This is a genomic window from Klebsiella sp. 141203 (assembly GCF_032601985.1).
GTDB lineage: Bacteria > Pseudomonadota > Gammaproteobacteria > Enterobacterales > Enterobacteriaceae > Klebsiella > Klebsiella aerogenes.
The window spans coordinates 1-14,155 of the sequence record NZ_JAQIRL010000001.1 but is presented as its reverse complement, the minus strand read 5'-3'; the positions used below and the strand labels follow the sequence as shown (position 1 = coordinate 14,155).

The following is a 14,155-nucleotide window of genomic DNA, read 5'->3' as shown; positions in this document are numbered from 1 at the left end:
GCATTCATGAGTAAGAAAATTGTACTCGCCCTCGGCGGTAACGCGCTTGGCGAGGATCTGGCCGGGCAAATGCAGGCCGTCAAACAAACCGCGCAGGCTATTGTCGACCTGATAGCTCAGGGCCACCAGGTGGTCGTGACCCACGGCAACGGCCCGCAGGTTGGGATGATTAACCTTGCCTTCGAAGCCGCTGCCAAAACCGAGGCCCATACCCCGATGCTGCCCATGTCGGTCTGTGTGGCGCTAAGCCAGGGTTATATCGGCTATGACCTGCAAAACGCCCTGCGCGAGGAGCTGCTGTCGCGATCGATGCATATCCCGGTGGCGACAATCATCACCCAGGTGGAAGTCGACGCCAACGACCCGGCGTTCAAAAATCCGACCAAACCTATCGGCTCTTTTTTCACGGCACAGGAAGCGGAACAGCTGACGCGTCAGGGGTACATCATGAAAGAAGATGCCGGACGCGGCTATCGCCGGGTTGTCGCCTCGCCGCAGCCGGTTGATATTATTGAGAAAGAGACGGTCAAAGCGCTAATGGATGCCTGCCACGTGGTGATCACCGCGGGCGGCGGCGGGATCCCGGTAATCCGCGAAGGCAATCATCTGCGCGGCGCCAGCGCGGTAATTGATAAAGACTGGGCCAGCGCTAAACTGGCGGCGATGATCGACGCCGACATGTTGATCATCCTGACCGCGGTCGAGAAAGTGGCAATCAACTTTGGCAAACCCAACGAGCAGTGGCTGGATAAGCTGTCGCTCAGCGATGCCGAGCAGTTCATTCGTGAAGGCCACTTCGCTAAGGGGTCAATGCTGCCGAAAGTTGAGGCCGCCGCGTCATTCGCCCGTTCACGTCCGGGTCGCAAAGCGCTCATTACCGTATTAAATAAAGCCAAAGAAGGGATTGAAGGAAAAACCGGTACGGTCATTGAAGGGTAAAAAGGCACCGAATGTAGCCCCGGTAAGCGGTAGCGCCACCGGGGATTTTGAGGCCATCAACACCGGCTTCGTGCTGCTATCTACGCCACCGACAATAACTCACTCTTCTCTTTTATTCTTTTATTCATCAGCGTCATCAACGCCTCAAGCACCCCGCCGCCAATGGCGCGCGCCTTATCGGAGACGCTGGTAAAATCGGCGCTGGCGCCGCGCGGGTCGATATCGCCAATTTTAAAGCCGCTCTCGACCACTAACCCATCGCTGAGCAAACCGCGCACCATACCGCTTAATGGCGCAATAATCTCGGCCTCGCCGACGGTGGCGATGATATCACCTTCGTTCACAATATCACCCAGCGCCACCTTCGCGCGCATCACCCCGGCCCCCGGCGCGCGGATCACCCGTCGGGAAGTATGGCCAAGAATATTACCTGGAACCCCGGTGTTCTCCTGCGCTTTGCCATCGTAAATCACCTGCCCCAGCCAATGACCGCGATTGGTTTCAATCACCGCATGGCAATCCACGCCGGCGCAAAAACCAGGACCCAGCGCAATAACCGCTGGCGCCATTTCTCGTTGCGTACCAAAATTCTCTTTCGCCAGAATGGCATCCACCACGCAGACAGGGCGCAGTTCAGTCAGCGATTCGCACAGCGGATCCACCAATACCGGAATCACGCCATTTTCAATTACCCGGATGGCCTCCTGAGCGGATGACACCCGCTTCGCCATCACCCCTTCTACCGTCATTTCACCGTCGAAGACTGCCTGGGCAAAAGCGACGCTACGGCGGATAACCGTCGGCTTCGCCACTTCCAGCATCACCACTTTGAACCCGGCATGCCACAGGCGCAGAGCCACGCCGCTGGCGATATCGCCGGCGCCGCGAATAGCGACCAACTGCTGCTGCGCAGGCGTGGCTGCCGCCATCAGCAAGCCGCCTGGCGCGCGATTTTTTACCTGCAGGATTTCCGCCAGAATGCTAATCGCTATCTCATGCGGCGTTTCGGCGCCAATGTTATAGCCAACCGGCGCATGCAGGCGGGCAATATGTTCTGCGGCAACGCCGTTTTCCCGCAGCTGGCGTAAAAACACCTGGACTTTACGGCGGCTGGCCAGCAGCCCAAGCCAGGCGACCGGCCGTTCAATCAGTTTATCCAGCGCTTCACGATCCTGGTTATTGGTGGCGATTAACACAAAGTCATCGCCGCGGATCGCCAGATTTTCCACCGCCTCACTGAAGGTTTCAGCATGCAGCAACTGCGTTGTCGGCGGAAAATAGTCGGGGTTCAGACTCTCTGGATAGATATCGGCCACCGCCACCTCAAAACCGAGCAGCGCCGCGCTTTGCGCCACCGCGCGGTTCACGTGCCCGGCGCCGATCAGCACCAGACGCGGGCGCAGGCCATGTACGCTAATATAGACCGACATCGCCCCGCCGCAATCGGAGCCGACCGCATCGCTGCCGCTGCGCGCCATCCGCCCATGAAACATGCGCGACGCTTTTTCGCTGAGCGCTTCCAGCGCCTGTTCAATCACTTTGCGCTCAACCATGCCGCCGCCGATGGTGCCGACTATCGAACCATCTTCACGAATTAACATCTGCGCCGAATGGCGCGGCGTTGAGCCGCGGCTATCGACAATCTGCGCCAGCGCAAACGGGCGATTCTGTGCTTCGAGTTTTGCCGCTTCAGAGAAAATATTCATAACAACCTCAATGGATATCCGCTATGCGCCCAAGCCGGGGCGTCACTCTGTTGTTCGTCGTCGCGTTATCGCGGGTTGCTCCTGTACCGCTCCCGCCCACAGTGCGTTAATCCCCCACTGCTGCAACAGCGCCTCCTCCGGTAAATTCTCATTTTGAGAAAGCTGATTCAGCAGCAGGATCCGGCGACTGGATGGCGGAACACCTTTAAATGCTCCCTGCGGATGCGTAATTAAGCGATGCAGCATTGGCCAACTCAGCGTCGTATCCGGCGCCGCGCCGGTGATCCGGGAAAAAAGGGGCCAGCGATGAACGGTCGCTGGCCCAACGTTTTGCCCGAGCCTCCAGGCCCCCATGACGGCAATAACGCAGCAACAGGATTGAGGTATGCAAGGTTCGTGCTCAGCTGGCGCTTTTAAGGCGAAACCGTGAGCCCCGTCAGCTTCTACCAGCACCACATCCACGCGCCCCGCGGCAACCAGCGCATCAAGCTGTTGCGGGCTAAACCCACGAACCTTACCCGCAGGGGCGAGCCATGAGGCGTAACAGGCCTGCAGCGGCCGCTGCCAAACCTCGACAGGCAGCGCCAGCGGTTCGCGGCAAATCACCACAGGTAGTGATGCCGGGAGATACATATGGGTAGTCGTGGTGAGCAGAACTCGCCGGCCAGACTCAAGAAAACGCTGCGCCAGCCACATTAAGGTACTGGTTTTGCCTCCCGCGCCGACGGCGGAAATGAGCAGCGGACCATCATTTACGCCTAAATCACAAAACAGCGATTGCATATGCGGTATATTTTCCATGCGCTGGCCAGGATTCCATTATTCAGGGAGGAGTATGAGACAGGTCGATTGTATTATTACCGCCGCCGGATTGTCCTCCCGGATGGGACAGTGGAAAATGATGTTACCCTGGCGTGGAACGACAATACTTGATGCAAGTATAAAAAATGCCCTGCAATTCTGCTCGCGTATTATTCTGGTGAGCGGTTTTCGCGCAGAGGAGTTACATCAACGCTATTCGGCGCATCCGCAAATAACCCTGGTTTATAATCCCAACTATCAGCAGGGTCTGTTTACTTCTGTTTGCGTCGGCGCAAGCCAGGTGCGAAACAACTACTGTTTTATCACCCTCGGCGATTTACCCTGCCTGCCGGCTGCGCTTTTCCAGCGGCTGTGGCAACATCGCGGAGACAGCGCTCTTCTTCCGCAATATCAAGGCGTACCGGGCCATCCCATTCTTATTGCCGGCACGCACTTGCGCCAACTTATCACTCTCGATGGACCAGGCTCAATGCGCAAACGGTTATTACAAAGCCGCCATCGCTGCCTGGAGTTAGATTTTCCGCAAATGGTCTGGGATATCGATACCCCTGCTGATTTTATTCGCCTGCAAAACCAGGATTAATCATGCCTTTGTCGGGAAATTATCATTGTGATATTTCGCCGTTTATTTTGAGAAATCCCGCCGGATAAAAATATAGAGTGATTTTAATTCTCATTACCATAGCGTGAGCCTATTCACAAAGCCAGGTGTTCTTTCGATCTCTCTCACATTTTTAATTATTCAAACCTTCTGCCTTTAATAACTGGTTCGATTGTTGCTCCTCCTTAACTATCCGTCGGAATAAGCACTACTAACCGGCAAATTTGATTGCACAAATAAAGGAGAGGGTTATGGGGGATATCATGCGTCCCGTCCCGTTTGAGGAATTATTGACGCGCATTTTCGATGAGTATCAACAACACCATTCCATTTTTGGTATTCCTGAGCAGCAGTTCTATTCGCCTGCCAACCAACGCCGGGTAAGCGTCTTCGGCGAAAGCTGCGCCACCCCAATCGGCCCCGCCGCCGGGCCACATACCCAACTGGCGCAGAACATCATCACCGCCTGGCTCACCGGTGGGCGATTTATCGAGTTGAAAACCGTACAGATCCTCGACCGGCTTGAGCTGGAAAAACCCTGCATCGATGCTGAAGACGAATGCTTTAACACCGAATGGTCTACGGAATTTACGCTGCAAAAAGCGTGGGATGAGTATCTTAAAGCATGGTTTATTCTGCATCTTTTGGAAGAGGTTTTCCCGTTCACGCCGGCGAAGAACGGTAAGTCCTTTATTTTCAATATGAGCGTCGGTTATAACCTGGAAGGGATCAAGCAACCGCCGATGCAGCAGTTTATCGATAATATGATGAACGCCGCCGGGCAACCCAAATTTACCCAGTACCGCGACACGCTGAACCGCTGGCTGCATGATGACGCCTTCCTCACCCGCTTGTCGCTGGATGATATTCGCCCACGGCTGGCGACGCTCGTGGAGCGCATTCCGGCAAAACTGGTACAAGGGGTTACTCTCTCGACCATGCATGGTTGCCCGCCAGATGAAATCGAAGCGATCTGCCGCTATATGCTGGAAGAGAAGCAGCTCAACACCTTCGTGAAGCTCAATCCGACGCTGTTGGGCTACCCGCGGGTACGCGAAATTCTCGACACTTGCGGCTTTGACTATATCGGTCTGAACGAAGAATCCTTCGAACACGATCTTAAAATCGGCCAGGCGCTGGAAATGTTGACGCGCCTGATGGCATTGGCGAAAAGTAAACAACTTGGCTTCGGCGTGAAGCTGACCAACACCCTCGGCACGGTCAACAATAAAGGCGCGCTGCCCGGCGATGAGATGTATATGTCCGGCCGCGCGCTGTTCCCCCTCTCCATCAACGTTGCGGCACTGCTCTCGCGTGAATTCGACGGCAAACTCCCGATCTCCTACTCCGGCGGCGCCAGCCAGCTCAATATTCGCGATATCTTTGAAACCGGGATCCGCCCCATTACCATGGCGACCGACCTGCTGAAACCCGGGGGTTATCTGCGTCTTAGCCAGTGCATGCGCGAGCTGGAGCAGGCCGATGGCTGGGAAATGAATCAGGTCGACGTCAAGCGCCTGAACGCGCTGGCGGAAAAAGCGGTCAGCATGGAGTACACGCAAAAACATTGGAAGCCAGACGATCGCATCGACGTTGGCGAGCCGCTGCCGTTAACCGACTGCTACGTCGCCCCTTGCGTCAGCGCCTGCGCCATCAAACAGGATATTCCGGAATACATTCGCCTGATGGGCGAGCAGCGCTATGCCGATGCGCTGGAGCTTATCTATCAACGTAACGCGCTGCCGGCGATCACCGGCCATATCTGCGATCACCAGTGCCAGTACAACTGTACGCGTCTTGATTATGACAGCGCGTTAAATATCCGCGAGCTGAAAAAAATCGCCCTTGAGAAAGGCTGGCCGGAATACCAACGCCGCTGGCATAAACCGGCAGGTTCCGGCAGCCGAAATCCGGTTGCGGTGATTGGCGCAGGCCCGGCGGGGCTGGCGGCGGGTTACTTCCTCGCCCGCGCCGGCCACCCGGTCACACTATTTGAGCGCGAAGCCAACGCGGGCGGAGTGGTAAAAAATATCATTCCGCATTTCCGCATTCCCGCTGAACTTATCCAGCAGGATATTGAGTTCGTTGTTAATCACGGCGTCAATATTGTCTACGGCTGCGACCCGCATCTCACCGTCGAAAAACTCCGTCAGGAGGGTTATCGCTATGTACTGGTCGGAACCGGCACTGACAAAAACAGCGGCGTGAAGCTTGGCGGCGACAATCCGAATATTCATAAGTCGCTCAACTTCCTGCGGGCGTTCAACCAAGGCGATCGCCTGAACGTGGGTAAACACGTGACCATTGTCGGTGCGGGTAACACCGCTATGGACTGCGCCCGCGCGGCGCTGCGCATCCCGGGCGTTGAGAAAGCGACGGTGATTTATCGCCGCTCCCAGCAGGAGATGCCGGCATGGCGCGAGGAGTACGAAGAAGCCCTTCAGGATGGCGTTACGTTCCGTTTTCTCAGTAACCCGGAGCATTTCGCCGCTGACGGCACGCTGACCGTCCGCACCATGGCCCTCGGCGAGCCTGATGAACAAGGTCGACGTCGCCCAATACCCACCGATGAAACCTGGACGCTGCAGGTCGATACGCTGATTACCGCCATCGGTGAACAGCAGGATGGCGAAGCGCTGGCGGCGATGGGGATCCCGCTCAACGACCACGGCTGGCCTGAGGTCAATGCTGATGGCGAAAGCCGTCTGGCTAACGTCTTCCTGATTGGCGACGTACAGCGTGGCCCTTCTTCAATCGTCTCGGCGATAGGCAACGCCCGTCGCGCCAGCGATGCAATCCTTAAGCGCGAGAATATCCGCAGCCACTTCGGCGATAAACAGTGGAATAACGTCGATCCCGCGGACATCTACCGCCGCAAAGGGACCATTGCTATCGCTCAGGTTGATAAAGACGACCGCGATGCCTTTGTCGCGCAGGAGGCGGAGCGTTGCCTCGAATGTAATTACGTCTGCAGCAAATGCGTTGATGTCTGCCCGAACCGCGCCAACGTCTCCATTGCGGTACCGGGGTTCGAAAACCGCTTCCAGACGCTGCACCTCGACGCGTACTGCAACGAATGCGGCAACTGCGCGCAGTTCTGCCCATGGCAGGGAAAACCCTATAAGGACAAGGTCACCGTCTTTAGCCTCGAACAGGATTTCAACAACAGCAGTAATCCGGGTTTTCTCGTGGAGCAACAGCGCGTCCACGTGCGTCAGGATGGCATGACCTGGCTGCTGGATATCGACCAGCGAGGTCAGTTCGTTGAAGTACCGCCGCAGCTGGATGCCATGTGCCGCATCATCAGCCACGTTCATCAACATCATCACTATTTGCTGGGAGCCGTCGAAGTATGAGTATCTTAGTGCTTAAAAATGCCACTCTTGCCCAGCTTCACCCGGCAAAAGTGGAAGAAGGTGTCGATATCGTCATCGAAAATGACAGAATTCTCGAAACAGGCGCGAACCTGAGCCCGCGTTATCCGCAGGCGCGTATTAAAGAAATGCGCGGTCGGCTGGTGATGCCGGGGATGGTCTGCTCGCATAACCATTTTTATTCCGGCCTGTCGCGCGGGATTCAGGCCAATATTGCGCCGAGTCCCGATTTCATATCGACGCTGAAAAATCTGTGGTGGCGGCTCGACCGCGCGCTGGATGAGGAATCCTTATACTACAGCGGGCTTATCTGTTCGCTGGAGGCCATTCGCAGCGGCTGCACCGCCGTCATTGACCACAGCGCGTCGCCGAACTATATCGCTGGATCATTAAGCCAGTTACGTAACGCTTTCATCAAGGTAGGCCTGCGCGGCATGACCTGCTTTGAAACCACCGACCGTAACGGCGGGCTGCAGGAACTTCAGGCAAGCGTGGAGGAAAATATCCGTTTTGCCCGCGAAATCGATCGGTCGCGGGAAATCGGCGACGAGCCGTATCTGGTAGAAGCGCATATTGGCGCCCATGCGCCATTTACGGTTCCTGATGAGGGGCTATTAATGCTTCGCGAAGCATTAAAAACAACCGGGCGCGGCCTGCATATTCATATGGCGGAAGACCGTTACGACGTTTCTCATAGCCACCATCACTACGGTAAAGATCTGCTGGTACGCCTGGCGGAGTTCGATCTCATCGATAGTAAAACGCTGGTAGCGCACGGGCTGTATCTGTCGGAAGCTGATATTGAACTGCTGAACGCGCGTGATGGTTTCCTTGTCCATAACGCCCGCTCTAACATGAACAACCACGTTGGTTATAACCAGCAGTTGACGGCGTTTCGTAACCTGGCGCTGGGTACCGACGGCATCGGCTCCGATATGTTCGAAGAGCTCAAGTTCGCTTTCTTTAAACACCGCGATGCCGGCGGGCCGCTGTGGCCGGATAGCTTTGCGCGGGCATTAAGCAACGGTAACACGCTGCTTAGCCGCAACTTTAACGACCGTTTCGGCCGTATTGAGGCAGGCTATAAGGCGGATTTAACCATCAGCGATTATTTTCCGCCGACGCCGCTGCTGGCGGCGAATCTCGCCGGGCACATCGCCTTCGGTCTGGGGGCCAGCCACGTTCATAGCGTGATGGTGAATGGCGTCATGGTCTATGAGGATCGGCAGTTCGCTATTGATTGCGATACGATTTTCGCTGAAGCGCGGAAGGTGGCGAAAAAGATGTGGCAGCGGATGGATGCATTGCCATAATCCCATCACGCAAAAACAAAACCCGGTCGCTGTACCGGGTTTATTTTTTGGCTTCTACCGGGGATATAAATAGCGCAGGAACATCGTTGGGTAGCCCGGATAAGACGCAGCGCGTCGCCATCCGGGACTCTCCTACAAACTCAATAAGCTAGCGCTGGCGATAGTTCTCTGTTTCTGCAGCGCCGTCAGCGCCTCACCGGTCATCAGCGATATTGCCGCCGTTGGGCACACCGATACACAGGCCGGGCCATCTTCTCGCTGCTCGCAGAGATCGCACTTCACGATAACCGGCGGATGCACTGCCGATGTCTCGATAGTAATCGCGCCAAATGGGCAGGCGACGACGCAGCTCTGGCAACCAATGCAGCGCCCGGCATCGGCCTCGACCCGTTCGGCGCCCATCGCTAATGCGCCGGTCGGACAGACCCCGACGCATGGCGCGTTCTCACACTGATGGCACATCACCGGCACGCTCAACGCATCGAGTCGCATCACCTTCAATCGCGGATGAAATTCCGCCCCTTCCGCTACATGCTCCAGTGCGCAGGCGACTTCGCAGGTACGACAGCCGATACAGGCCTGTGAACTGGCAAGAATAAAATGGGTCATCACCGCTCCTTATGGTCAAATCGCGCCAGCATTTCGCTTGCGGCCTGGCGCCCGGCAACCATTGCCGTCACCACCAGATCGGCGCCATGTACCGCATCGCCGCCGGCATAGATTTTGTCATGGCTGGTCTGCGTGGTGCCGCGACCTTTGCCGCCCGTCACAATCTGCCCCCAGCGGTCAAGTTTGATGCCGTGCCCCCGCAGCCAAGGCATGTCGTGGGCCTGGAAACCAAACGCCAGCACCAGCACTTCGGCCGGGAGTTCGAATTCTGAACCGGCAATTGGCCGCGGGCGGCGGCGGCCATCCGGCCCTGGTTCACCCATTTCGGTACGGATCATCCCGACGGCGCTGACCTGGCCTTTACGGTTACGCAGGATATATTGCGGCTGAACGTTAAACTGAAACGCCACGCCCTCCTCTCGTGCGTTCACCACCTCTTTTTTCGAGCCCGGCATGCTTAACTCATCGCGACGATAGGCGCAGGTCACGCTCTCGGCTCCGCGACGCACCGCGGTGCGCAAACAGTCCATCGCCGTATCGCCCCCGCCGAGCACCACTACCCGCTTACCCTTGATGTCGGTTAACGGATATTCGGCGCTCTCTTCAAGCCCCATCACCTCACGGGTATTGGCAATCAGGAACGGCAGCGCCTGAATGACGCCCGGCGCGTCTTCGCCATCGAGACCCGCGCCCATCAGTCCGTAGGTGCCGACACCTAAAAAGACCGCATCGTAGTTAGCCAGCAGTTCGCTAAAGTCCACGTCGCGCCCCACTTCCTGATTGAGATGGAAACGAATCCCCATGTCGCTGAAGATCTCGCGCCGCAGCGCCATTACCGTTTTTTCCAGCTTGAAAGACGGAATGCCGAAAGTCAGTAGCCCGCCAATTTCAGGATGTTTATCAAAAACATCAACCTGCACCCCAGCGCGCGCAAGAATATCCGCGCAGCCCAGTCCCGCCGGGCCGGCACCGATAATAGCCACACGCTCCCGACGCGGCGCGACCTCGCCTGTGCTTGGCCGCCAGCCCATCGCCAGCGCGGTATCGGTGATATAACGCTCCAGATTGCCAACCGCCACCGCGCCGCCTTCGTTTTTCAGCGTACAGGCGCCCTCACATAGCCTGTCCTGTGGGCAGACCCGGCCGCAAATTTCCGGCAGTGAACTGCTTTGATGACAGAGTTCTGCGGCCTCAATAATTTTTCCCTCACGTACCAGTTTGATGAAATCGGGAATGTGGTTGTGTAACGGGCAGGTCCAGTTGCACCAGGCTTTTTGCGCACAGTACAGGCAACGCTCGCTTTCATATTCGGCATCACATTCGCTAAGGCGCTGGTAGATCTCGGCAAAATGCCCTTTTCGCTCTTCCGCGGCAAGCTTCTTCGCCCCCACCCGCGGCGCTTTATCCAGGATCGCTTCGCGCCTTGCGCCACGTCGCTCGGCCAGCGGCTGCCCCTGGGCGGAGCGGATTTGTCTTTCCCGCTGTAAACGCTGGAGCGCGCTTTCGTCCATTACGCGCAACGCCTGAGTCGGGCAACTGGCCACGCACGCCTGCTCTGCTGAGGGGCGCTCGCGACAAAGATCGCATTTTTGCGCCAGCTGCGGGCCATCTTCCCCGCTGGCGACCATCTCGATTGCGCCAAATGGGCAAGCGACGACGCAGTTTTTGCAACCGATACACTCGGCCTGGGTAAACTGGATGCTGTCGTTGGCGACATACAGCGCCTGAGTCGGGCAGGAGGTGACGCAAGGCGCGTCGTTGCAATGGTGGCAAGTGGTCGCAGTACTGGCATTCCGGTGGAAGACAACATGGATGCGCGGAACAAACGCGCTACGCTGTGCCGGCCAGGCATCCTGATGATGCGCCGTGACGCAGGCCACTTCGCAGGCATGACATCCAATACAGTTCGCAACATCGGCCACAATAAATCGATTCATTTGCTTCCCTTTTATTCTTCTGGAATAGTCTTAGGGATGGATTGCAATATTCGGGCGATATTGGGCGCTCACCTTCTGCTGCTATTCATTTTTGCGAGTTAGCTCAAATTATTACTCTCCTGTCACTCTCGAATAAATAAAAGCTCATCAAATCACCGGGATGGCATCTCAAGCCAGCCCTGACTTTTTATCATTTTTATCTTCTTAGCGCTTATTTCGCCTACCAAAATGAGACTGCATATATCTCAAACTGATATTCGTCATTTTTATTTCTGATGCCCGCTCGCAGCGCTAAACAGGCCAGCAAGAAATAAACATGCCAACCCGTGATTGATTTCACAAATATATTATTCCACTGCCGCATCGCTCATTTTTGGCACAGCTTACGCATAACCCTCCTAACGCATAAGCAACTCCGTGCGCGTTATACGCTGATGAACATCATCAGCAGAGGGAGGCAATGGCCTTCGAATCGTAACTTCTCCCCTTTCAGTTCGGCACGGGCAGAAGTCGTAAAGGAGACAACTACTTCATGAAAGATTTTGCCATTCCGGCCTCACGCAATACGGCGACTGTCGCGCCGGTCGATGAGGTCCTGCCAATTACGCAAATGATTCTCTATGGATTGCAGCACGTGCTGGTGATGTACGCCGGGGCGGTGGCGGTACCGCTCGTGGTGGGTAACGCAGTCGGTTTGCCTGCGGAGCATATTATTTTGTTAATCAGCGCCGATTTGTTTATTTGCGGCGCCGCGACCATCGTGCAATCGATGGGCATCAAGCAGTGGTTGGGCTGCCGCCTACCGCTGATCCAGGGCTGTACTTTCGCCGCGCTGATCCCGATGGTGCTTATCGGTAAAGAGTACGGTATCGGAGCGATCTCCGGCTCGGTTATCGTCTCGGGTATTTTTATCCTCTGCTGCGCGCCGTGGATTAGCCGTCTCATTCGCTTCTTTCCGAAGGTGGTGATGGGCGGCATCGTAACGCTGATCGGCCTCTCGATTATGCCGGTCGCGGGGGGGTGGATCGGCGGCGGCAGTAGCGAGATGGCCGGTTTCGGCGATCTCTTCTCGCTGCTGATGGCGGCCATCACGCTGGTCATTATTCTTAACCTTTATACTTTCGCCACCGGCGTGGTCAAAAACACCTCGGTGCTGATCGGTCTGGTGATCGGCACTATTTTATGGAGCTTCTTCAAGCCGCTGGATTTTAACCTCGTCAATGCTACGCCGTGGCTGCATCTGCCACAGGTGATGCAGTTCGCCCGGCCTGAATTTCATATCGTGCCGGTCGCCCTGCTGTCGATGGTGATGGTGGTGGTGATGGTCGAAACCATGTCGTCCATCATGGCCACCGGCGATATCGTTGGTAAACAGGTCACGGCCAGCATGCTGCGTAACGGCCTGAATACCTGCGGACTGGCGACGACAATCTGCGGTTTCTTCAATCTGTTTCCCTACGCGGCCTTCGCGCAGAACGTCGGCCTGATTGGCCTGACCGGCGTACGCAGCCGCTTCGTGGTGTCGGTCTCCGGCGTCATTCTGATGCTGATGGGCATTTTCGCCAAAATGGCGGCGCTGGTGGTACTGATTCCGAAACCGATCCTCGGCGGCGCCGGTATCGTTATGTTCGGCATGGTTGCCGTTTCCGGTATTCGTACTCTTGGTCAGGTCAACTATCGCAACAATAACAACGGGATGGTCGTCGCACTCACCCTTGGTCTCGGCATGATGCCGGTATTGGTGCCGAATCTGTTTACCCAGTTCCCGCCAATGATGCAGCTGTTTCTGCATAGCGGCATCACTATCGGCACCCTGACAGCAATTGTCGCCAACCTGACGCTGAACGGCAGCGTGCCGTTCCGTATTTCTCACGATGTCCCGGAACCGGACCCGGCGCCGCCGAGCGCGGCTGCCCGCAACATGGCCGTGCGTACGGTGCGCATGTGGCTGCTGCTGCGCAAGGTACAGAAAGGTCAAACCGCCGCTGACGGCCAGGAGTGATTATGTCTATGTCGCAACGTCTGCTTTTTGCACTGTTGATGATGGCACTGATGGCGGTTCCCGCCATCCAGGACGCCATTACCCTCGGAATTAACAGCCGTTTTATCTATCTGTTGCCGTACTATTTTTAAGGAGTCACACGATGGAAAAAGTCACCACCGTCTGTCCCTACTGCGCCGCTGGCTGTAAGCTGCGGCTGGTGGCGGACGACGGCATGGTCGTCGGCGCCGAAGCGGCCATGGGGAAAAACAATCAGGGCACCCTGTGTCTGAAAGGCTATTATGGCTGGGACTTCATTAACGATACCCAGATCCTGACCCCGCGTCTCAAAACCCCCATGATCCGTCGCCAGCGTGGCGGCAAACTGGAAGCCGTCTCCTGGGATGAGGCGCTCGATTACGTCGCCACCCGCCTTGGCGCCATTAAAGAAAAATATGGCCCGGACGCGATCCAGACCACCGGCTCCTCCCGCGGGACCGGCAATGAAACCAACTACGTGATGCAAAAATTCGCGCGCGCCGTTATTGGCACCAATAACGTCGACTGCTGCGCTCGCGTCTGACACGGCCCTTCGGTTGCAGGTCTGCACCAGTCGGTCGGTAACGGCGCCATGAGTAATGCCATCACGGAGATTGATAACACCGATCTGGTGTTTATCTTCGGTTACAACCCGGCGGATTCCCACCCTATCGTGGCGAATCACGTCATTAACGCCAAACGCAACGGGGCGAAAATCATCGTCTGTGACCCGCGCAAGATTGAAACCGCGCGCATCGCCGACATGCACATCGCGCTGAAGAACGGCTCGAATATCGCGCTGCTCAACGCCATTGGCCACGTCATTATTGAAGA

General features: G+C 56.5%; 11 protein-coding genes. 7 read left to right on the top strand and 4 right to left on the bottom strand.

Going from position 1 to position 14,155, the window contains the following annotated elements; all coding sequences use genetic code 11:
* Nucleotides 1-6: 6 nt before the first annotated feature.
* The gene (gene arcC, locus PGR29_RS00055) at nt 7-939 is read left to right on the top strand and encodes a carbamate kinase (RefSeq protein ID WP_087858454.1); all 933 of its coding nucleotides are present in this window, start codon (nt 7-9) and stop codon (nt 937-939) included.
* Nucleotides 940-1,019: 80 nt separating this feature from the next.
* On the opposite strand, the gene yqeB is transcribed toward arcC, so the two are convergent.
* Both yqeB and yqeC read right to left on the bottom strand, forming a co-directional pair.
* Nucleotides 1,020-2,645 carry a selenium-dependent molybdenum cofactor biosynthesis protein YqeB gene (yqeB, locus tag PGR29_RS00050; RefSeq protein ID WP_316423810.1) on the bottom strand — a complete coding sequence of 542 codons (1,626 nt, stop codon included), beginning with the start codon at nt 2,643-2,645 and terminating at the stop codon, nt 1,020-1,022.
* A gap of 42 nt (nt 2,646-2,687) precedes the next feature.
* Complete coding sequence (gene yqeC, locus PGR29_RS00045; protein ID WP_316423809.1) at nt 2,688-3,446, bottom strand: selenium cofactor biosynthesis protein YqeC; 759 nt, start codon at nt 3,444-3,446, stop codon at nt 2,688-2,690.
* A 34-nt stretch (nt 3,447-3,480) separates the two neighbouring features.
* On the opposite strand from yqeC, the gene PGR29_RS00040 reads away from it, so the two are divergent.
* From PGR29_RS00040 to ssnA, 3 genes are all read left to right on the top strand, one after another.
* Nucleotides 3,481-4,050: an NTP transferase domain-containing protein gene (locus PGR29_RS00040; RefSeq protein WP_316423808.1), complete on the top strand. Its 570-nt coding sequence runs from the start codon at nt 3,481-3,483 to the stop codon at nt 4,048-4,050.
* A 269-nt stretch (nt 4,051-4,319) separates the two neighbouring features.
* The gene (ygfK, locus tag PGR29_RS00035; RefSeq protein ID WP_316423807.1) at nt 4,320-7,424 is read left to right on the top strand and encodes a putative selenate reductase subunit YgfK; all 3,105 of its coding nucleotides are present in this window, start codon (nt 4,320-4,322) and stop codon (nt 7,422-7,424) included.
* On the top strand, nt 7,421-8,755 hold the full coding sequence (gene ssnA / locus PGR29_RS00030) for a putative aminohydrolase SsnA (protein WP_316423806.1): 1,335 nt from the start codon (nt 7,421-7,423) through the stop codon (nt 8,753-8,755). Before ygfK ends, ssnA begins: the two co-directional genes overlap by 4 nt.
* Before the next feature lie 132 nt (nt 8,756-8,887).
* Here ssnA and PGR29_RS00025 read toward each other — a convergent pair whose 3' ends face one another.
* Both PGR29_RS00025 and ygfT read right to left on the bottom strand, forming a co-directional pair.
* Nucleotides 8,888-9,364 (bottom strand): 4Fe-4S dicluster domain-containing protein, encoded by a 477-nt coding sequence (locus PGR29_RS00025; protein WP_271032187.1) that lies wholly within the window; start codon nt 9,362-9,364, stop codon nt 8,888-8,890.
* On the bottom strand, nt 9,364-11,301 hold the full coding sequence (gene ygfT, locus PGR29_RS00020; RefSeq protein ID WP_316423805.1) for a formate-dependent uric acid utilization protein YgfT: 1,938 nt from the start codon (nt 11,299-11,301) through the stop codon (nt 9,364-9,366). Before ygfT ends, PGR29_RS00025 begins: the two co-directional genes overlap by 1 nt.
* Before the next feature lie 532 nt (nt 11,302-11,833).
* On the opposite strand from ygfT, the gene PGR29_RS00015 reads away from it, so the two are divergent.
* From PGR29_RS00015 to PGR29_RS00005, 3 genes are all read left to right on the top strand, one after another.
* Nucleotides 11,834-13,303, top strand: coding sequence for a nucleobase:cation symporter-2 family protein (locus PGR29_RS00015; protein WP_015366914.1), 1,470 nt, complete (start codon nt 11,834-11,836; stop codon nt 13,301-13,303).
* A 2-nt stretch (nt 13,304-13,305) separates the two neighbouring features.
* Entirely contained in the window at nt 13,306-13,434 is a 129-nt protein-coding gene (locus PGR29_RS00010; RefSeq protein WP_015366915.1) for a hypothetical protein, read from the top strand.
* A gap of 11 nt (nt 13,435-13,445) precedes the next feature.
* On the top strand, nt 13,446-14,155 hold a 710-nt coding region (locus tag PGR29_RS00005), incomplete at its 3' end, for a molybdopterin-dependent oxidoreductase (protein WP_316423804.1).